This is a genomic window from Pseudodesulfovibrio sp. (assembly GCF_028692895.1).
Classification (GTDB): domain Bacteria; phylum Desulfobacterota; class Desulfovibrionia; order Desulfovibrionales; family Desulfovibrionaceae; genus Pseudodesulfovibrio.
On record NZ_JAQUWN010000015.1, the window covers coordinates 45,577 to 65,231 of the forward strand.

The 19,655-nt window shown below is 66.6% G+C and carries 16 protein-coding genes; 3 read left to right on the plus strand and 13 right to left on the minus strand.

Annotation, left to right across the window (positions count from 1 at the left end; all coding sequences use genetic code 11):
* Nucleotides 1–318: 318 nt before the first annotated feature.
* On the plus strand, nt 319–564 hold the full coding sequence (locus PHP91_RS05735; protein WP_300138189.1) for a hypothetical protein: 246 nt from the start codon (nt 319–321) through the stop codon (nt 562–564).
* Between the two features lie 107 nt (nt 565–671).
* On the opposite strand, the gene PHP91_RS05740 is transcribed toward PHP91_RS05735, so the two are convergent.
* Entirely contained in the window at nt 672–2,252 is a 1,581-nt protein-coding gene (locus PHP91_RS05740) for a sigma 54-interacting transcriptional regulator (RefSeq protein ID WP_300138191.1), read from the minus strand.
* A gap of 283 nt (nt 2,253–2,535) precedes the next feature.
* On the opposite strand from PHP91_RS05740, the gene PHP91_RS05745 reads away from it, so the two are divergent.
* Together PHP91_RS05745 and PHP91_RS05750 are read left to right on the plus strand one after the other, a co-directional pair.
* Entirely contained in the window at nt 2,536–3,066 is a 531-nt protein-coding gene (locus PHP91_RS05745) for a TlpA disulfide reductase family protein (protein ID WP_300138194.1), read from the plus strand.
* A 9-nt stretch (nt 3,067–3,075) separates the two neighbouring features.
* Nucleotides 3,076–3,654, plus strand: coding sequence for a peroxiredoxin (locus PHP91_RS05750; RefSeq protein ID WP_300138196.1), 579 nt, complete (start codon nt 3,076–3,078; stop codon nt 3,652–3,654).
* Here the strand turns inward: PHP91_RS05750 and PHP91_RS05755 are convergent.
* The 12 genes from PHP91_RS05755 to PHP91_RS05810 all read right to left on the minus strand — a co-directional run.
* A complete protein-coding gene (locus PHP91_RS05755) occupies nt 3,648–4,367 on the minus strand; it encodes a response regulator (RefSeq protein WP_300138199.1) in 720 nt (239 codons plus the stop codon). The genes PHP91_RS05750 and PHP91_RS05755 overlap by 7 nt on opposite strands.
* The gene (locus PHP91_RS05760; RefSeq protein ID WP_300138202.1) at nt 4,364–6,376 is read right to left on the minus strand and encodes an ATP-binding protein; all 2,013 of its coding nucleotides are present in this window, start codon (nt 6,374–6,376) and stop codon (nt 4,364–4,366) included. The genes PHP91_RS05755 and PHP91_RS05760 overlap by 4 nt, the downstream gene beginning before the upstream one ends.
* Nucleotides 6,373–7,593 (minus strand): ABC transporter substrate-binding protein, encoded by a 1,221-nt coding sequence (locus tag PHP91_RS05765; RefSeq protein ID WP_300138205.1) that lies wholly within the window; start codon nt 7,591–7,593, stop codon nt 6,373–6,375. The genes PHP91_RS05760 and PHP91_RS05765 overlap by 4 nt, the downstream gene beginning before the upstream one ends.
* 221 nt (nt 7,594–7,814) lie before the next feature.
* Complete coding sequence (locus PHP91_RS05770; protein ID WP_300138208.1) at nt 7,815–8,540, minus strand: 4Fe-4S dicluster domain-containing protein; 726 nt, start codon at nt 8,538–8,540, stop codon at nt 7,815–7,817.
* Nucleotides 8,541–8,552: 12 nt separating this feature from the next.
* Entirely contained in the window at nt 8,553–11,582 is a 3,030-nt protein-coding gene (fdnG, locus tag PHP91_RS05775) for a formate dehydrogenase-N subunit alpha (protein WP_300138210.1), read from the minus strand.
* A 24-nt stretch (nt 11,583–11,606) separates the two neighbouring features.
* Nucleotides 11,607–11,834 carry a hypothetical protein gene (locus tag PHP91_RS05780; protein WP_300138213.1) on the minus strand — a complete coding sequence of 76 codons (228 nt, stop codon included), beginning with the start codon at nt 11,832–11,834 and terminating at the stop codon, nt 11,607–11,609.
* Between the two features lie 304 nt (nt 11,835–12,138).
* Nucleotides 12,139–13,056: an IS1595 family transposase gene (locus PHP91_RS05785; RefSeq protein WP_300138216.1), complete on the minus strand. Its 918-nt coding sequence runs from the start codon at nt 13,054–13,056 to the stop codon at nt 12,139–12,141.
* Nucleotides 13,057–13,067: 11 nt separating this feature from the next.
* Complete coding sequence (locus PHP91_RS05790; RefSeq protein WP_300138219.1) at nt 13,068–13,955, minus strand: formate dehydrogenase accessory protein FdhE; 888 nt, start codon at nt 13,953–13,955, stop codon at nt 13,068–13,070.
* A 318-nt stretch (nt 13,956–14,273) separates the two neighbouring features.
* Entirely contained in the window at nt 14,274–15,053 is a 780-nt protein-coding gene (fdhD, locus tag PHP91_RS05795; protein ID WP_300138222.1) for a formate dehydrogenase accessory sulfurtransferase FdhD, read from the minus strand.
* Nucleotides 15,054–15,179: 126 nt separating this feature from the next.
* Nucleotides 15,180–16,526: a DUF4147 domain-containing protein gene (locus tag PHP91_RS05800; protein ID WP_300138225.1), complete on the minus strand. Its 1,347-nt coding sequence runs from the start codon at nt 16,524–16,526 to the stop codon at nt 15,180–15,182.
* 2 nt (nt 16,527–16,528) lie between these two features.
* Entirely contained in the window at nt 16,529–17,509 is a 981-nt protein-coding gene (locus PHP91_RS05805; protein ID WP_300138228.1) for a D-glycerate dehydrogenase, read from the minus strand.
* A 15-nt stretch (nt 17,510–17,524) separates the two neighbouring features.
* On the minus strand, nt 17,525–19,655 hold a 2,131-nt coding region (locus PHP91_RS05810; protein WP_366141539.1), incomplete at its 5' end, for a bacteriohemerythrin.

Consider the following 19,655-nt stretch of genomic DNA (forward strand, 5'->3'; position numbering starts at 1 on the left):
GTTGCCGCGCTTCGGCCGGACCCTTGCGCAGGAGGACTGCGCCGCGGCCCCGGCCGAAGCTTGCGCCTTGCCCTCGCACCGATCTCCGGCCCTAGCCGGGATCGGAGGGGCGCGCTGGCTGAGATGGACGCGATGGCTGCGTTGCCGCGTTTCGGCCGGACCCTTGCGCAGGAGGACTGCGCCGCGGCCCCGACGGGGGCTTGCGCCTTGCCCCGAACGAATTTGCCGCGCCGGTGACGGCGGTCCGAACCATTCCCGGTTCGCGCACCCGGACCGCTCCCGTGCATCGGCGCGGCCAACCATCCAAGGAGGAATCCTATGAACAAGGCGACGTTGGAGAAAGTGTTCGAGTACGCGTCCACGCCCGTGCAGGGGACCATGTCACGCAAGCTCAGGAAGGACATCAAGGTCCAGGTCAACGAGGGCGCGGTCTACGAGGCCGCCACCCTGTTCCTGGGCGAGGAGTTCGTGCGCGTCACCTGCGTCAGGGACGGCGCCAACATCAACACCTACTACGACTGGGAGAAGATCGCCTCGGTCCGCACCTACGGCCCGGCGGAGTAGGGAGTAGGCGCCATCGCAACCAACCGTCCGCATCCACCTGAACGGCCCCGCCGGTCACAATGACCGACGGGGCCGTCCTTTTGGGGGGGAGGTGTTGTCGGGAAAAATCAGTTCGTCTTCCGGCGGCGGCGCAGCCGGGCGCGGCCCTCGGCTATCATGGACTCCAGGTTGTACTTCTTGACCCGGTAGCCCATCTGGCGGGCGGTCAGCCCCAGGGCCTCGGCGGCCTTGTACTGCAGCCAGTCGTTGCGCTCCAGGGCGGCCAGGACCTCGTTGCGCTCCACCTCCTTGAGCGAGGTCTGGTGCGCGGGGGCCACGGCCGGGCCCAGGACCTCCTGGGTGGTGGCCGACTGGCCCGGGGCCAGGTAGGACTTGAGGAACTCCAGGCTGATGCGCTCGGTCTCGGACATGATGACCAGCCGCTCGATCAGGTTCTGCATCTCGCGGACGTTGCCCGGCCAGTCGTAGCGGATCAGCGCGTCCAGCGCCGTGGGCGTGAAGTGCATAATCCGGCCGTAGTCCTCGGCCATGCGGCGCATGAAGTGGTTGAGCAGGCCGGGGATGTCCTCCTTGCGCTCGCGCAGGGCGGGCACGCGGATGGGAAAGACGTTCAGGCGGTAGTAGAGGTCGAGCCGGAACTTGCCGTGCTCCACCAGGTCGCCCAGGTCGCGGTTGGTGGCGGTCAGGATGCGCACGTCGATGTGCCGGGTGCGGTTGCTCCCCAGCCGCTCCAGCTCCTTGTCCTGGAGCACGCGCAGGAGTTTGGCCTGGAGGCCCATGGGCAGCTCGCCGATCTCGTCCAGGAAGATGGTGCCCGAGTCCGCCTCCTCGAACCGGCCGGGCCGGGAGTTGGTGGCTCCGGTGAACGCGCCCTTCTCATGGCCGAACAGCTCGGATTCCAGCAGGTTCTCAGGAATGGAGGCGCAGTTGACCTTGATGAACGGGTACTGGGCGCGCTCCGAGAGTTCGTGGATTATCCGGGCGATGAGCGTCTTGCCCACGCCGGATTCGCCCAGGAGCAGGACCGTGGCCCGGGTGGGCGAGACCTTCTCCATCTGCCGCTGCACCTCGGTCATGGCCTGGCTCTGGCCGACGATGTAGGGCCCCTTGGTGCTCTTGGAAATCTGGTACTTGAGGGAGGTGTTCTCGCGCTTGAGCACGGCCTCCCGCTCCATGATCTTCTCGTTGAGGCTGATGAACTGGCCGATGAGGGTGGAGACCACCTTGAGGAAGTCGATGTCCTCCTCGAAGCCGATGTCGTCCGAGAAGATGCGGTCCACGTTGAGCACGCCGATGGGCGTGCCGTGGAGCATGATGGGCACGCCGATGAACGAGATCATCCCGCGCTTGAGCCGACGCGCCCCGGTGCGGTCCAGGAAGAGCGGCTCCTTGTCGATGTCAGGGACGAAGTAGGGCTCGCCGGTCTGGAAGATGCGCCCGGTGACGCCCTCGTCCAGGCGGTAGACGCCGCGCCGCTTCTCCTCCGGGGTCAGGCCGTAGGAGGCGTTGATGGAGAGCTGGCCCGTTTCCGGGTCATAAAGGGTTACCGTGGCGCGCTGCATGGACAGCTCGTCGGACATGATCCGCAGCACATGCTCCAGGGCCGACTCCAGCTCGATGGACTGGTCGATGACCTGGCAGATGGCCAGCAGGGCGCCGTGTTTCATTCCATTGACGCTTCGAGGCATACCGCGATAAAGCAAGCATGATGCCAGAGCCCGCCATTGCTCGGTTTTTCGGGATTTCGCGCCCTGGACCGGGAGGGAATCGACCTATTTATCACAAAAACGTGAAATAAAAACTACAAAATGCACATTGATGCTATTTGTGCGGAGCGGGCGGGAGGACCGAAGGAGGGGGCGGCGCGGCCCGGCGGTGCCAAACCGGGCCAGTGAGGAGCGGCTTTGTCTTCGGGGACGGCCTGACGCATTATGTGGCAAAGGGAAAAAACTATTGGCGCGGAGGCATGGCATGTTTCGACGGTTGATACTGGCTCTTTTTCTGCTGATGCTTCTGGCCGCTCCGGCCATCGCGGGCCAGGCGTTTCCCGATCTGCCCCTGACGGGCCCGCTGGAGGCCGGGCAGCGGTCCTATCTCGGCCTGTCCGGCGACGAGGTCCGGCCCTCGGCCGTTGGCGCGCGCTACGTCTTCGTCGAGGTCTTCAGCATGTACTGCCCCATCTGCCAGCACGACGCGCCCTCGGTCAACCAGCTCTACGCCAAGGTCCGGGAGGCGGGCTTCGGCAAGGACATGCGGTTCATCGGCATCGGCACGGGCAACACTGCCTTCGAGGTCAACGTCTTCCGCGAGAAGTACGCCGTGCCCTTCCCTCTCTTCGACGACCCGGATTTCACCTGGCACAAGGCCCTGGACGAGGTGGGGACCCCGGCCTTCTACCTGGTGGACCTGGAGGACGGCCGGTCCGTCCGCTACCACCACGTGGGCGCGCTCAGCGACGTGGACGTCCTGCTCGCCCTGCTCAAGGACCTGACGGCCAGGTAGGAGCAAGCCATGCGAGGATGCATTCTGGCCCTGCTGATCTGCCTGTGCCCCATTGCGGCCGCGGCCGACCACATGCACGTCTATGACGTCGGGAAGCTCAAGCCGGTGGATTCGGTGCTGAAGGTCAAGGTGGGCGACGCGGCCCCGGCCTTCGACCTGCCAAGCTTTACGGGCAAGCGGGTCCGGCTGGCCGACTACCGGGGGCGAATCGTGATCCTTTCCTTTGTCCCGGCGGCGTGGACCCCGGTCTGCTCGGACCAGTGGCCGGGCTACAACCTGGCCCTGGGCCTGTTTGCGGAGCGGGGGGCGCAGCTTCTGGGCATCAGCGAGGACAACTGGCCGAGCCAGCACGCCTGGGTGGAGGCCATGGGCGGCCTCGGCTTTCCGGTGCTCTCCGACTTCTGGCCCCACGGCGCGGCGGCCTCGGCCTACGGCGTGCTGCGTTCGGACGGCACTGCCGAGCGGGCCCTGTTCATCATCGACAAAAAAGGCGTCATCCGCTGGATTCACGTGGGTGACGTCAACAAGCGGCCCGACCTGGGCGAGTTGGTCCACGCTCTGGACGAGGTGGCGGGCAAGGGTCAGTGAGCGGCCAGGGCGTCGTCCCGGTTGTCGAAAATTTCGGCGATGCGGGTGATGCCCATGGACTCGAACACAGCCCGGAAATTGTCGGTGAGCCCGGCCAGGATCACGCGTCTGCCGTGTTCCCGTTGTTTCTCCAGCAGTTCCTTGAGGCCGGTCAGGCCCGCGCCGTTGATGGAGGCGTTTTCGTCAAAGTCCAGGAGGAGCACCCTGTGCCCCAGGTTGGAGGCCCGCTCCAGGGCCTCGGCCAGGTGGGGAATGGAGTGGGTGGAGACGTTGCCGCGCACGTTGATGACCGCGGTCTTGCCCCGTTCCTCCAGGCGGACCTGCCCCTCCTCGTTCTTGGCGATGGCCAGGCGCTGGCTGGCGCGGCGCAGGGCCTGCTCCAGGTCGTGGCGCCTCAGCGGCTTGTTGATGAAGTCCGTGGCGTCGAGGTTCAGGGCCTGGATGGCCAGGTCCATGTCGCCGTGGCCGGTGATGACGATGACCTCGGTCTGGGGGTTGATCCGCTTGATGGCCTTGAGCACTTCGATGCCGTCCATGACCGGCATTTTGATGTCGGTCAGGACCAGGCCGGGGGACTCCCGCTCAAAGGCCTCGACGCCATCGCGGCCGTTTTCGGCCGTGATGATGTCGTAGCCGTAGGCCGAAAGGAGCAGGGTGAACATTCTGAGGGTCGGCCGTTCGTCGTCGATGACCAGCACTTTTTCCTTTTTCATGCCTTGTTGCCTCCGCGGGCCCATGCGGCCGGGAATTCCACATGGAATACCGTGCCCTGGCCCAATTCGCTCTGAATGCGGATGTCCCCGCCGTAGTCCTTGACGATGCCGTAGGTGATGGCCAGCCCGAGGCCCATGCCCTGGCCCGCCTCCTTGGTGGTGAAGAAGGGCTCGAAAACCTTGTCCTGGTCCTCGGGGCTGATGCCCGATCCCGTGTCCGCCACCTCGACGAAGACGTGGCCGTCGTCCCTGCCGGTGCGGATGGAGATGCGCCGCTCGCGCCTCGGGTCCCGGGGCGAGGACGCGTCGTTGATGGCGTCGCGCGCATTGGCCACCATGTTGAAGACGACCTGCTGGAGCCGGTTGGAGTGGGCCAGGATGGCGGGCAGGTCGTCGGCGAGGTTCAGTTCGAACCGGATGTCGCCCAGCTCGAACTGCCGCCGGATCATGGACATGACCGCGCGCACGGGCTGGTTGAGGTTGACCGGCTCCTCCAGGATGTCCGACTTGCGGCCGAAGGAGCGCAGGGTGTTGATGATCTCGGTTGCGCGGTCCACCTGGTTGGAGATCTCGCGGACCACCTCCAGGAAGTGCTCCTTGGGCACCTCGATGCCCTCCTCGGACATCATGGCCAGGAACTCGCTGCCCATCTTGATGGCGTTGAGGGGTTGGTTCAGCTCGTGGGCCACGCCCGCGGACATCTCGCCCAGGGATTTCATCTTGCCCGCCTGGATGAGCTGGGCGTCCTTTTCGATCAGTTCGGTGATGTCGGTGACCGCGATGATGATGGCGTGCCGTCCCCGGTAGGAGATGGGGCAGGCGTGCATGTTCACGAAGAACGGTTCGCCGCCGCTCTTGTAGTGCAGCCGCTTGGGAAAATAGACGCAGCCCGAGCCGTCCTCGTCGAAGTAGTTCAAGCAGTCCAGGTTGTGCTCGGGGCCGAGGTCCAGGAATTTCATGCCCAGGAGGTCGGACTTGCGGTAATGGTAGAGTTCCTCGGCGCGCGGGTTGGCGTCGCGGATTTCGCCCTTGTCCAGGTCCACCACGAAGATGGGGTCCGGGCCGGAGTCGAACAGGGAGCGGTATTTCTCCTCGGACTCGCGCAGCCGGTGGCGGTAGAGCTTGATGGACCAGACCATGTTGCGGAAGGAGTCGCCGAGCTGGACCACCTCGTCGCCCTCGTGCTTGCGGTAGAAGGCGCAGTCCGCGCAGTGGCGGTAGACCTCGCCCGGGCTCTCGCCGCTGCGGGACTGGTCGAAGTGCCAGCAGGGCAGGTCGGTGTTGGTGAAGGCCGGGCACTGGGAGGTGTCCCAATCCTCCTCGGGGCCGATCTGGAGCGGGATGTCGAAGTTGCCCCGGCTGATTTCGTCGGACAGCCGGGTCAGGTCGGACACGGGCTTGGAGATGTACTTGGAGAGCCAGGAGCTGAGGATGAAGGTGATGATGATGACCGCCGAGATGAAGCCGAAGAAGGCCACCCGGAGCTTGCCCACCAGGGCGTCGATGTGTTTCTTGTTCAGCCCCACGTGGACCGTGCCGATGCGGTAAAGGCCCTCGTTGATGGCCGCCGCGATGTCGTAGATCTCCTGCCCGTCCATGTTCAGCAGCTTGACCGACTCCTGCTCCACGGGCGGGATGGCGTTGGAGTGCAGGCTCTCCGGCAGGTTGCGGGTCAGGGTGTGGGCCAGGACCTTGCCGTGCTGGTCTTCGATGTAGACGTAGGCGATGAGCTGCTTGCGCTGGCGGATGCGCGTTTCGTCGAAGATCAGGCTCAGGAGCTGCGGAATGTCGTTGTCCAGGATGTAGGACCCGCCGCGCTCGGCCACGGAGTGGGCGATGGCGTAGCCGCGCATTTCCAGCTCGTGGGTGAGCGAGCTGATGAGGATGTAGCGCGAGATGAGCGCGATGGCCACGCTGATGAAGAGCACGGCCGCGAGCATCGAGAAGAGCAGTTTCTCGCGCAGGCCGATGCGGGCGATGCGGGCCGAGAGGCGGGAATTCCGGCTCATGGCCGTTCCTCCAGCTCCCGCTTCAGCTCGGGCCAGTCCTCGAAGGGAACGAAGCGGCCCTGCTCCAGCCGGGTGAAGAAAATGGCGTCCAGCCCCTGCCGGTCGTAGGGGCCGTAGTTGATGGTCAGGCCGGGGCCGAGCTTCAGGTCCTGGATGGACTCGATGGCGCTGACCAGTTTCTCGCGGGTCAGGTCGCGCCCGGCGCGCATGAGCCCCTCCACCATGATCCGGGCGTTCATGAACCCTTCAAGGCCCACGAAGCTCGGGGTGTCGCCGGGGTAGTACTTGTCCAGCAGCCGGACGTACTGTTCGGCGGCGCTGTTGTCGTCGTCCCCGTCCACGGGCGGGGGCATGACCTGGGACATGAGCACGGTGGAGCCCCGGCTGTCGGCGATGCGCCGGGCCAGTTCCTCCGCGCCAACGAAGGAGACGGTGTAAAAGACCGGGTTGTAGTGCCGTTCGCGGGCCAGGTTGATGAACTGGGCGCAGGCGTCGTAGGTCCCGATCATGACCACGGCCTGGGCCCCGGAGCGGCGGATGCGCTCCAGTCCCTCGGCCACGTTGCGCGTGCCCCGGATGTAGGAGCCGCGCCCCACGGGTTCGAGGTCGTATTCCTTGAGGGCCAGCTCCGTGCCGACCAGGCCGTCGAATCCGTAGGCGTCGTACTGGTAGAAGACCGCGATGCTGCGCAGCCCCAGGTCGTGGACCAGGTGCTGCACGGCGGCCTTGGTCTCCTGATAATAGGAGGCGCGGATGTTGATGACGTAGCGGTTGAAGGGCTGGCGCAGGGCGTTGGCCCCGGTGAACATGCCCACCAGCGGGATGCGCGCCTCCTCCACCAGGGAGAGGACCTTCACCGTGGTGGGGGTGCCCACGTAGCAGAACAGGGCGAGGACGTCGTTGTCGATGATGAGGCGCTGGGTGTTGGCCAGGCAGCGGGGCGGGTCGGAGGAGTCGTCCAGGACCTGGAGGGAGATCTTGCGGCCATGCACGCCGCCCTCGTCGTTGACGTGGCGGAGGTAGGCCTCGGCCCCGCGCAGGGTCTGGGTGCCCAGGTAGCCCGCGTGGCCCGTCAGCGGCAGGGAGGAGCCGAGGCGTATCTCGGTGTCGCTCACGCCCGGGGTGTGCGGGGGCGCGGTCTCGGAACGGTCGCGGCTGTCGCACCCGGAGGCGAGCAGGGCGAGGCAGAGCAGGGCTATCCACGGGAACGCGCGCAAGACAGTCTCCGATTTTGAACTAGGTTGAGGGAAACACTATTACCACTACGTTTTTATTGGGGAAATGACAAGCATTCCCTGCTTGATTTGATACGGCACCATGAGAAAAAGCCCCGGCGCATGGCGACGCCGGGGCCGGAGAACTCCGCGCGCAAGCGCTACGGAGGTGTTCTTCGGGTGAACCGCCCGGCGCGGATGGCCGCGCCGGGCGGTTTTTTCGTCTAGCTGCGCATGCGCCGCACCGGACGGGCCAGCCCGGCCAGGAACTGCTTCCGGGTCATGGGGCCGCGCCGCACGGGCGTCGCGTCGGCGGACAGGTACTCGTAGTAGTTGGCCGTGTCGGTCTTGGCGAGGTAGATGACGCGCACGTCCTCGTAGTCCACCAGCTCGGCGTCCGGATGCTTTTCCTGCACCTTGGCGAGGCGTTCCTCGGCCAGCGCGAGCATCTCGTCGCGGTCGCCGAAGTTCATGGCCCCGGTGGGGCAGGTCTGGACGCAGGCGGGCAGGAGGCCCATTTTCACGCGGTCGTTGCACATGTCGCACTTGACCACCTGGCCGGTCTCCTTGTTGACGCGCGGGATGTTGTACGGACAGGAGGCGGCGAAGGCCTCCTTGTCCGGCTCCTTGGCGGTCAGCGCGGTGTAGACCACGGCCCCGGTCTCGGGGTCATGGACGATGGCGCCGGGGACGGTCATGGCGTCCAGGCAGGGCGGCTCGATGCAGTGGCGGCACTGTTCCGGGAAGAACAGCCAGTCCAGCTTGCCGTCGATTTCCACCTCGTTGAACCGGACGACCTTGAGGGTGACCCCGGAGAGGTCCTTGGGGTTCTGGTGGGAGCCCCAGTTCTCGGTGGGTTCGGCCGGGAGTTTCTTCCACTGCTTGCAGGCGATCTGGCAGCCGCGGCAGGCCGTGCAACGGGTCAGGTCGATGAAGAAGGTCTTGCTCATGTCGTTCCTCCTTTACGCCTTGACGACGTTGACCATGAAGGCCTTGGTTTCGGGGATGCCGGTGTTCGGGTCGCCCACGGACGGGGTCAGGATGTTGGCGGAATCGCCGCCGTTCTTCGGCCAGGTCCAGCCGAAGTGCCAGGGCAGGCCCACCTGGTGGATTTCCGCGCCTTCGACCATGAACGGCTTGAACCGCTTGGTGACGATGGCTATGGCCCAGATGGAGCCGCGCACGGACTGGACGACGACCTTTTCGCCGTTCTTGAAGCCACGCAGCTTGGCCAGCTCCTCGCTCATCTCGACGAACACCTGGGGCTCCGCCTCCACCAGCCACGGGCAGTTGCGGGTCATGAGGCCCGTCTGCCAGTGCTCGGTGACGCGGTAGGTGGTGCCGATGAACGGATACTTGGGATCGCACGCGGCCTTGTGCTCGTCGTCGAAGGAGAGCGCCGTGGGGTTGTGCAGGGTGCTTGAGAACGGATGCTCCTTCACCGGGCACTCCAGGGGCTCGTAGTATTCGGGGAACGGACCGTCGGCCCGGCCGGGGCCGAAGATCTGGCCGAAGCCGTGCTTGCGCATGATGAAGGCGTATTTGGTGCCGGGGGCCCAGCCGCCGTCGGGCACGTCGCCCACCCACTTCTTGGTCTCGGGGTTCCACGCGATGACCGCCTTGGCCGGGTTGAAGGGCTTGCCCTGCAGGTCCACGGAGGCGCGGTTGTAGAGGATGCGGCGGTTGACCGGCCAGCACCAGGAGAAGTTCGGGTAGAGCCCGATGTTCGCCTGCTCCTCGGTCTGGGCCAGGTCGCGCCGGGCGGCCATGTTGCCCTTGTCCGTGTAGGAGTTGCAGTACAGCCAGTTGCCGGAGGCGGTGGAGCCGTCGGCCTGGAGGAAGGCGAAGCTCGGGACCTGCTGGCCCTTCTTGTACACCTTGTCCTTGATGGTGACGTCACGGGTGAAGTGCCCGTTGATCAGCTTGGCCGTCTTGTGCGGGTCGAAAACGCCGTCGGTGGCGATGGAGTCCCAGGTGAGCCGGGTGATGGGCTCGGGGTAGGCGCCGCCTTCCTTGGCGTAGAGGTGGCGGATTTTCTCCATCAGCTCGTACATCAGGTCGCCGTCGGGCTTTTGACCGTTCGGGGCGTCCGGACCCTTGTAGCGCCACTGCATCCAGCGGCCGGAGTTGGTGATGGAGCCTTCCTTCTCGATGGACACGGCGCAGGGCAGGAAGAAGACCTCGGTTTTGATCTTCGAGGGGTCCTGACCCGGTCCTTCCCAGAACCAGCCGGTCTCGTTGGGGAAGATGTTGACGTTCACGAGCCAGTCGAGCTGACCCAGGGCGTGGCGGTTCTTGTTGGCGTTGGCGCCGGAGCAGGCCGGGTTCATGCCCCAGGAGAAGAGGCCCTTGAACTGGCCGCCCTCCATCTTGTCGAACAGGGTCAGCCACGAGTACTCGCTCGCCTTGAGCGAATCCAGGCGGGGCAGGTAGTTGTAGGCGACCTCGGGGTCGTCGTCCTGCCACATGGACTTGATGAGGGAGGCGGAGTACTTCGGGAAGTTGCCCCACCAGTTGGCCGACTTCGGGTCGTGGGAGACCGGAGTGTGGGCCTTGTTGTAGTCCGCCAGGGTGGGCTGGGACGCCAGGGGCGTGCCGAGGTAGCCGGGCAGGATGTGGTAGAGCAGGCAGTGGTCCGTGGAGCCCTGGACGTTGGATTCGCCGCGCAGGGCGTTGACGCCGCCGCCGGCCACGCCGATGTTGCCCAGCAGGAGCTGGATCATGGCCATGGTGCGGATGTTCTGCACGCCGACGGTGTGCTGGGTCCAGCCCATGGCGTACATGATGGTGCCCGCCTTGTCCGGCTTGCCGGTGGCCGCGTATGTCTCGTACAGGGTGACGAGGTCGGCCTTGGGCATGCCGGAGATGGACGAGACCTTGTCCAGGTCGTAGCGCGAGTAGTGCTTTTTCAGCAACTGGTACACGCAGCGCGGGTCCTTGAGGGTCGGGTCCTTTTTCGGGTTGCCTTCCGCGTCCATGGCGAAGGCCCACTTGGACTTGTCGTAGGACTTGGTCTTGGCGTCGTAGCCCGCGAACAGGCCGTCGTCGAAGGTGAACGCGTCGCCCACGATGAAGGAGGCGTTGGTGTAGTCCACCACGTACTGCTTGAAGATCAGGTCCTTGTCGAGAATGTACTTGATCATGCCGCCGAGCACCGCGATGTCCGCGCCGGAGCGGATGCTCGCGTAGATGTCGGCCTTGGAGGAGGTCCTGGTGAAGCGCGGATCAACGTGGATCAGGGTCGCGCCCTTTTCCTGGGCCTTGGTCACCCACTTGAAGGAAATGGGGTGGTTTTCGGCAGCGTTGCTGCCCATGATAAGAATGCAATCACTGTTCTGGATGTCGATCCAGTGATTGGTCATCGCGCCGCGTCCGAACGACTCTGCCAGAGCCGCAACAGTCGCGCTGTGTCAGATACGCGCCTGATGTTCTATGTACACCAGGCCGAGGCTGCGGAGCATGGTCTGGTAAGCCCAGCACTCCTCGTTGTCGAGAGCGGCGGAACCCAGCGACGCGATGTTGTCGCAACGGTTGACCACCTGGCCCTTGGCGTTCTTCGTGGTGAAGGCCGAGTCGCGGGTGTCCTTGACCTTGCGGGCGATCTGTTCGAGCGCCCATTCCAGGGAGACTTCCTTGAACTTGTTGGAGTAGGGGGCGCGGTACAGGGCGGACTTGGGACGACGGTCGTTGTCGCCCAACTGCCAGATGGATGCGCCCTTGGCGCAGAGGGCGCCCTCGTTGACCGGATGGTCCGGGTCGCCTTCGACGTTGATGGCTTTCTTGTCCTTGAGGGACGTGTTGACGAGCAGACCGCAGCCCACGGCGCAATAACAGCAGACGGACGTGGTCTGGCGGCTCCACTGCGGCGACATTGCCGCGGCCCGGTCGATGGTCGTCGACTTGGGGGTGCAGCCAAGCCCGAGGCCGCCGAAAGCCGTTGCGGCGGCCGCGGCGGCGGAGAGCTTGAGGAAGTTCCTTCGATTGGTGTGCATTCGACCTCCTGGGTTGTGGGCGCGTCAGCGCCCGCGAATCTCGCGGCCCAGCGCCACGAGCAGCTGATAGCCGGCGATTTGCCGCAGGGCGTCGGGGAAGGGCTGGCGGGACGCGGGCCCGGCTGTTTCATCCTGGGGATGAAAGACCGGCCGCATCTCCCGGCTCGCCGCCCGGACGGACGCCATGGGCAGCCCCAGCCCGTCGAAGGGCATGGGGGGCGCGACTGTGTTTTGGTTGGATGACGTGCGCATGTGCGTACTCCTTTTCCACTTGTTATCCCTTATGGGGAAATGAGGAAAAATCCGCAAAGAAATTGGTCTTCTCTGGAGTCCTGCACAGCCGAAATTCAACATGTTATTCTTAACCGATTGTTTTTCAATGCGATACGTTATGCCAAATTTGACACAATTTGTTTTCTTTACAACGGTTTAGCACCGCCGGTCGCAACATCGGTCCGCTGGGGCGAGCGGGAGGCGACGCCGGGGGCGCGCAGGGGAGGTGGCCCGTGAAAAGGCGAATGATTTCAGCCGAGAGACGAGGCGCGGCCCGTGGCCGTCAGTCCAGGGAGGGGACCAGGGCGCAGAGGAAGGCGGCCAGTTGGCCCGCCAGGGGCTTGCCCCGGTTGTTGAAGCGGAACTCCAGCTCCTTCATGTAGAGCGGGAAGCGCTGGCAGGAGATGCCCCTGAAACGCTTGATGCGGTCACGGGCGAAGTCCCAGAAGGCGTCGCCCACGGCGTCGATGTGGGGCGGCTCGTCGTAGCGGCGGATGATCTCGTAGGGCAGGGAGTCGTTGCCGCAGAACATCAGGGCGTCGTAGTCCTTGTAGCGGTCGGTGTAGATCAGGTTGCCGGTGCGGATGAGCTTCAGGTGGAAGTTCATGTGGAAGTGGAACAGGGTCTCGGCCTGAAAGCCGGGCACCAGGTCGATGAAGACCATGTCCTCGCGGCGCAGGATGCCGTAGACCGGAATGGTGTCCATGCGCATCTCGCGCGGGCCGCCGGTCAGCCGGTTGCCGTTCAGGTAGGAGTCGAGCCCCGTGGCCGGGCTGATGAGCTGGCGCGCGTCGATGGCGTGGGCCAGGATGGCGAAGCGGATGGCGGTCAGCGCCTTGTAGACCGTGTTGTAGGAGAGCCCGATCTCCTCCTTCATCTCGTGCACGGACTTCTCGTCCACGAACATGGTGATGAGCCGCAGCCACTCGGCCGGGCTGAGGGCCCCGTTGTTGATCCAGCGGCAGGAGAAGGGCTGGAAGGTGTACTTGCATCCAGCGCAGCGCAGCCGGTCGCCGGACAGGGTGTAGATGCGGTGGTTCCCGCAGCGGGGGCAGTATGGCTCGCCCGTGGGCCAGGCCAGGTCGAGGAGATAGTCGCGCGCCTTGGCCTCGTCGCGCAGGAGCGCGCCGAAGTCGTCGGTGTCGTCCGGGAATCGTGCTGGGGCGATGCGCAAGGCTGGCTCTCTCGGGATGGCGGGCATGGCTCCTCCTGTCAGAATCCCCAGGCCGAAAGCGTGGCGCGCCTGTAGCCCTGCCCTGCGGCCACGTAGTCCAGGGCCAGGGAGTCCAGGTCGTCCAGCACGGGCACGGCGATGCGGTCCAGCTTCCGGAAATCCAGGGTCTTGACGTAGGTCTTGCAGGTCTCGCATACGTCCACGCGGAAGCCGGGCTCCTCGTCCACGGTGAAGTAGGTCAGCTTCTGCTGGTCCTCTTCGCCGCAGACCGGGCAGGCCACGCGCTTGATGCGGTAGTCGTGGCGGCAGAACGAGCAGGTGGCGCGGCGGTAGCCCTCCACCTGCTCCAGGGAGGAGACGAGCGGCAGGCTGCCGCACAGCGGGCAGGAGCCCACGGCCGGGACCTTCATCTCGGGCAGCTTTTCGGCCAGCTCGTCCGCCGCGGCCTCAATGGACGGGCTCAGGGCGGCGAAGGCCAGGAAGGAAAGGGTCTTGGGCGCGCCGGGCATGCGCTCGGTCCAGGGGGCGAAGAAGGCGTGGTCGTCGCGCATGAACCGCTCGAACAGTTCGGCCGGCAGCAGCGATCCCGATTCGAGGGCCCGGGCCACGATCTTCGCGCCGTCGGCGAGGGGGCCGTCGCCACGGCCGACCAGGGCGACGAGCTTGCCGAGCAGCGCTTCGGCCTGGTCGGCGTCGTAGGGAAAGCGCTCGCGGCCGACCAGGGGCGCGCCCTGAAGCACTGCCTCGCGCGGGGCCAGCTCGGCGTCGGCGGGCAGGGTGACCCGCGCGTCGGGCCGGGCGTCCAACTGGAGATGGGCCACCGCGTCGAGCAGGTCGATGATTTCCCCGGAAAGGTAGGATTTGGTCCGGAGCTGGGCGAACTTTTTGTCCAGGCGGCGCCCGGCGGTCTCGATGTTGAAGGTCATGTGGTGTCCTTTTTGGATTTTCCGTGATGAAAAAATCCTAGAGACGGGACAGCATCATGCCAAAGGTCTGGCACTACATCAAGGTTTGGCACCGGTGTGTTCCACCCGGCCGTATTTATTTGATATTTTTAGATAAAATTATGCCAAAATTGGCATATTGCCTTGGGATTAGCCCGGTAATTCAAGGTGTTCCGAAATGTCACTATTTTTCGACTTTTCGTGAACATCGCCTGAAAACGGACTGCGAGGGCTGATGCGCGGCCGGTGCGAGGTCGACGCCGGGCTGCGGGGCCGTGGCCGGGCGTCGCGGCGGCGGGCTCAGAACCCGACGATGCGGCCCTTGTCGTTATAGACCCAGAAGCTGTCGCGGGAGACGTTGCCCACCAGGGTGATGCCGGTCTTGCGGGCCAGCTCCACGGAGAAGCTGGTGGCCACGGCCGTGGAGACCATGATCGGCACGCCGATGCGGATGGTCTTGAGCAGGATCTCCGAGGCCACGCGGCCGGTGGAGACGATCATCTTGTCGTCCACGGGCACGTCGTCCAGGAAGCACTGGCCGCAGATCATGTCGATGGCGTTGTGGCGGCCGATGTCCTCGCGGAAGAGGAGCATCTCGTCCGGGGTGCAGAGCGAGGCGTTGTGGCAGCCGCGCGTGGCGTTGTAGAGCGCCGAGCGCTCGTGCAGCTCGGCCGCGCGGGCCAGGATCTGCTCCGGGGTGACCCGGATGTTGCCGGTGACCGAGCGCTTGGAGATGGTCGCCACGTTGCGTCCGAAGTTGGTGCCCTTGCCGCAGCCCGAGGTGATGGAGCGCTCCATGGTCCGCCCCTTCCAGGGGTCGTGGCAGGTCTCCACCTTCACGGTGATCCGGTCCGCCTCCTCGCGCACGGAGATGTCGGTGATCTGATCGGGGCTGGTCAGGAAGGCGTCGGACTTGAGGAAGCCGATAGCGAGGTAATCCGGGTACTTGGCCGTGCACATCAGGGTCACGACCTCGCGGCCGTTGAGCACGATGGTCAGAGGCGCCTCGCGGATGGCCCGGACCGGGGTCGGGGTGAACCCGGCCCGGTATTCGCGGATTTCGTAGTTGAAACTGTCCATGCTGCCTCCGGGCGGAGGTTTGGGCGCGCGGCCCGTCCGCCTGATACCAGCCCTAGCCCCCCGCGAGGGCCGAGGCAACGGAGGGGCTTTTCCCCCGGATTTCACACTGGACGAAAATGTAAGGGGCTAGTCAGCGTCCGAGACCAGCACGGCGACCACGTCCATGACGTTGGTCCGGGTGGGGCCGGTCCGAAGCAGCGCGCCCGCCGCGTCGAGGAAGGGATAGGCGTCGTTGGCGGCCAGGGCGGCGCGGGCCGCGTCGATGCGCTCCGGCCCGGCCGTGTCGGGCAGGGCCAGGCCGCCCGCCGCGTCGGTGGGGCCGTCCGTGCCGTCGGTGCCCAGGGATATGACGGCCAGGCGCTCGCCTGCGGGGCCGAGTTCGGCCAGCTCCAGGGCGGCTGCCAGGGCGAACTCCTGGTTGCGGCCGCCCTTGCCCGGCCCCTGGATGGTGACCGTGGTCTCGCCGCCCGCCAGCAGGCAGACCGGCGGGGAAGGTTCGCGCCCGCCCCCGGCGTATCCGGCGGCCAGGCGGACCAGCTCGCGGGCTCGGTCCCGCGCCTCGCCGCACAGGGCGGGGTCCGCGACCACCGGGGCGTAGCCCAGCTCCCGCGCGGCCCGTGCCGCGCCGTTCAGCGCCATGCCGTTGCCCGCCACGATGACGTTGCGCACCCTGGCGAAGCACGGGTCGCCCGCCTTGCAGGTCTCGCCGACGCGACCGGCGCACCCCGCGTCCACCAGCCGCTCCACGCTCTCCGGCACTTGGTGGCAGAGCCGGTAGCGGTCCAGGATGGCCCGGCAGTCGGCAAAGGTGGAGCCGTCCGGGGCCGTGGGGCCGGAGGCGATGACGTCCAGGTCGTCGCCGACAACGTCGGAGATGATGAGGGCGGCCGTGGCGGCCGGGGCCAGTGCGCGGGCCAGCCGCCCGCCCTTGAGGCGCGAGAGGTGCTTGCGCACGGTGTTGATTTCGTGAATGGACGCGCCGCAGGCCAGCAGGGATCTGGTGGCGGCCTGCTTGTCGGCCAGGGTGACGGGGGGCTGCGGGGCCGGGATCAGGGCGCTCGCCCCGCCGGAGATGAGGCAGAGGACCAGGTCGTCGGCCGTGGCGGTTTCGGCCATGGCGAGGAGCCGCCCGGCCCCGCGCACGCCCGCTTCGTCCGGCACCGGGTGGGCCGCCTCCAGGACCTCGGTCTTTACCAGGGGCAGGCCGTGGCCGTACTTGGTGACCACCAGCCCCGCGTCCAGCCGCTCGCCCAGGATGCCTTCCACGGCCTCGGCCATGGCGGCCGCGCCCTTGCCCGCGCCGAGCAGCAGGACGCGCCGGAACCGGCTCAGGTCGTAGTCCTCGCCGCCCACGGTCAGCCGGTCGCCGTCGAGGCGCACGGCCGCGCGCAGGGCCGGGCCGGGCGAGACCGCGTCCACGGCCCGCCGGGCGATGGTCAGCAGGTCGCGCCGCTGGCGGTCGTAGCCGGGCATGGTTATGCGTAGAGTTCGGGGTTGAGACAGGTCTCGGGCCGCTTGCCGTCGAGCATGGCCAGCAGGTTGCGCGCGGCCAGTGTGGCCATGTCCGTGCGCGACTCGCGGGTGCCCGAGCCCACATGGGGCAGGACCACGGCGTTGTCCAGCTTGCCCAGGCCGGGCGCCATGGCCGGTTCGCGCTCGTACACGTCGAGCCCGGCCCCGGCGATGCGCCGTTCGCGCAGGGCGTCCACCAGGGCGGCCTCGTCGATGACCGGCCCGCGCCCGGTGTTGACCAGGATGGCCGAGGGCTTCATCCGGGCGAAGGCCTCGGCGTCGAAGAGGTGGCGCGTCCCCTCGTTGAGCGGGGCGTGGACGGAGATGAAGTCGGAGCGCCGCAGCAGTTCGTCGAAGGAGACCAGCTCGGCCCCGAGCTCGCGGTCCAGAACTTCGCTTGGGCGGCCGGAGCCAGTGGTGTAGACCACGGGCATCCGGAATCCACGAGACATCAGGGCCATGGCCGAGCCGATGCGGCCCGCGCCCACGATGCCGAGCGTCTTGCCGGTCACGCCCGCGCCCAGGAACTGGAGCGGGCCCCAGCCCGACCAAGCGCCGGAGCGCATGACCCCGTCGCCCTCCACCACGCGCCGGGCCACGGCGAAGAGCAGGGCCCAGGCGCACTCGGCCGTGGCGTCGGTGAGCACGTCCGGGGTGTTGGAGACCGGGATGCGCCGCCGGGTGGCCTCGGGCACGTCGATGTTGTCGAAGCCCACGGCGTAGTTGGCGTAGCCCCTGAGGCGCGGGGCGGCGTCGAAGAATTCCGCGTCGATGCGTTCGGTGAGCAGGCCGAGGACGCCTTCGCAGTCGGCCACCCGGGCCAGGAGTTCGGCGCGCGGCAGGGGCGCGTCGCCGGGGTTCATGTCAACCTCCGCCGCCTGGCGGAGCAGGTCCAGCCCCGGTTCGGGGATGCGCCGGGTCACGTATATCCTGGGTCGGCTCACGGCGTCTCCTCGGGATCAGCGGACGTTGTGTTCCTTCATGAACGGGCCGTACTGGGCGTCGGTGCCCATGATGTGCTGCACCAGCCAGTCCTTGAGGAAGCGCATGATGTCCATGGACACCGTGGCCCGCCCGGCGGCCAGCTCCTTGCGGAACTTGACCACCTCGTCCACGAACTTGCGGTGGATGGCCTTGTGCGACAGGGTGTCCGGGTAGTTGAGCTTGTCGAAAAGCTTTTCCTCGTAGCCGAAGTGCACGGCCACGTATTCCTCCAGCCCCTTGACGATGTCGGTGAGCGCGGACTGGGACTTGCGGGACTTCATGGCCTCGTTCAGGGAGTTGATCATCTTGACCAGCTTCTTGTGCTGCTCGTCGATGGAGTGGATGCCCACCGAGAGCTTGTCCGACCAGACCATGAGCTGGCCGCCTCCCTCGTCGCCCTCGCCGGAGGCCATCTTCTGGACCGTGGCGTCCAGCTCGCTGACCAGGGCGGTGATGCTGGCCAGGTTTTCGGCCGAGCGGCGCATTCCCTCGGCGGACTCGGCCGCGATGCGGTTGACGTCGCTGACCGCGCGGTTGATCTCCTCCGAGGTGGCGGACTGCTCCTCCGATGCCGTGGCGATGGAGTCCACCTGTCCGGCGGTCTCCTCGACGATGGAAACGATCTCCTCCATGAACCGCCCGGCCTCGTTGGAGGCCTCGGTGGAGCGGGTGATGTCCTCGGCCGCGGATTCGACGGCCCGGACGTTCTCCCTGGCCGCCTCCTGGATGGAGACGATGACCTTCTCCACCTCCTTGGTGGCGTCCATGGTCTTTTCGGCCAGCTTGCGCACCTCGTCGGCCACCACGGCGAACCCGCGTCCGGCCTCGCCCGCGCGGGCGGCCTCGATGGCCGCGTTGAGCGCCAGGAGGTTGGTCTGGTCCGCGATCTCGGTGATGACGCCCAGGACCTTGCCGATGGAAGAGGCCTGCTCGTCCAGCTGGTGCATGGTCTCCTTGAGGTCCAGGATGCGCGTCTCGATCTGACCGATGGAAGCCACGGCGCTGCGCACGCCCTCCGCGCCGGTGGTGGCCTTTTCATGCGAGGCGGAGGCGTTGACCGCCGCCCGCGAGGCGTTGCGGGCCACCTCGGCCACGGTGGAGTTCATCTCCTCCATGGCCGTGGCCGTCTCCATCATCCGGTCGCGCTGGACCTCCACGCCCCTGGCCACCAGGTCCACCTCGCGCGAGAGCTCGTTCACGGCCTCCAGCGCCTGGTGGGAAATGTCCTCGGCCTTGGACGAAGCCCCCTGGAGGGCCGAGAGCAGCTTGCTCACGTGCTCCTCGCCCGCGCTGGCCTTCTTCAGGGCCTGCTCGGCTTCGAGGCTCTTGGCGTGGGCCTGGCGGGCCTGCTCCTGCGCCTCGGCGGTGCGTTCGCGCATGCCGCCGATCATGCGCATGATCGTGTCGGCCAGGGTCTTCAGTTCGTAGCGGGTCTCGGTGGTGAATTCGCGCTCCATGTCGCCCTCGGAGACCGCGTGGGCGAACTCGGCGAGCTTGCGCATGGGCCGGAGCAGGGTCCGGTTCAGCATGAACAGGACGAACCCGCCCAGCAGGCAGAAGCCCGCCGCCATGGTGATGATGAAATGCAGGGCCGTGGAGGTGGCGGCGTCGATGCTCTCCTCGATCACGGACCTGGGTTCGGCCAGGACGTGGTAGCCGATGAGCTGCCCGGAGGCGTCCTTCTGCGGCACGGCCACGGCGAAATAGCGGGCGCCGAGCAGGCTGCCGCTCTTGACCAGGCTGGCCACGTCCAGGGAGGAAAGGGCCTCCCGGACGTCGTCGGAAAAGCCGCTGCCGTCGGCCGGGGTCAGGTCGTCGTAGTCCGCCTTGCCGGAAAGGGCCGGGTACTTGGCCGCTTCGCCGGGGGCCAGGAGCAGGGCGTAGTTGATGCCCTCGGCCCGGAAATCGCGGGAGGCCGCGCCCGACCCGGCGATGAGGGCCGGAGTGGCGGTGTCGCGCTCCTTGCCCAGGCGCAGGGAGACGTGGCTGGCCAGGGTGGCGGCGTGCTGGGCGCGCAGGTCGGCGGCGATGGTGTCGGCCCGATAGAGGTAATAGCCGATGCAGGCGGCCACCAGCAGGGCGATCAGCAGGCTGATGCGCAGGATC

Coding starts and splice junctions, on each gene's coding strand:
- fdhD (WP_300138222.1), bottom strand. CDS start 15,053: ATGGACAGTTTCAACTACGAAATCCGCGAATACCGGGCCGGGTTCACC.
- PHP91_RS05760 (WP_300138202.1), bottom strand. CDS start 6,376: ATGAGCCGGAATTCCCGCCTCTCGGCCCGCATCGCCCGCATCGGCCTG.
- PHP91_RS05745 (WP_300138194.1), top strand. CDS start 2,536: ATGTTTCGACGGTTGATACTGGCTCTTTTTCTGCTGATGCTTCTGGCC.
- PHP91_RS05790 (WP_300138219.1), bottom strand. CDS start 13,955: ATGACCTTCAACATCGAGACCGCCGGGCGCCGCCTGGACAAAAAGTTC.
- PHP91_RS05755 (WP_300138199.1), bottom strand. CDS start 4,367: ATGAAAAAGGAAAAAGTGCTGGTCATCGACGACGAACGGCCGACCCTC.
- PHP91_RS05780 (WP_300138213.1), bottom strand. CDS start 11,834: ATGCGCACGTCATCCAACCAAAACACAGTCGCGCCCCCCATGCCCTTC.
- PHP91_RS05785 (WP_300138216.1), bottom strand. CDS start 13,056: ATGCCCGCCATCCCGAGAGAGCCAGCCTTGCGCATCGCCCCAGCACGA.
- PHP91_RS05750 (WP_300138196.1), top strand. CDS start 3,076: ATGCGAGGATGCATTCTGGCCCTGCTGATCTGCCTGTGCCCCATTGCG.
- PHP91_RS05800 (WP_300138225.1), bottom strand. CDS start 16,526: ATGCCCGGCTACGACCGCCAGCGGCGCGACCTGCTGACCATCGCCCGG.
- PHP91_RS05735 (WP_300138189.1), top strand. CDS start 319: ATGAACAAGGCGACGTTGGAGAAAGTGTTCGAGTACGCGTCCACGCCC.
- PHP91_RS05770 (WP_300138208.1), bottom strand. CDS start 8,540: ATGAGCAAGACCTTCTTCATCGACCTGACCCGTTGCACGGCCTGCCGC.
- PHP91_RS05740 (WP_300138191.1), bottom strand. CDS start 2,252: ATGCCTCGAAGCGTCAATGGAATGAAACACGGCGCCCTGCTGGCCATC.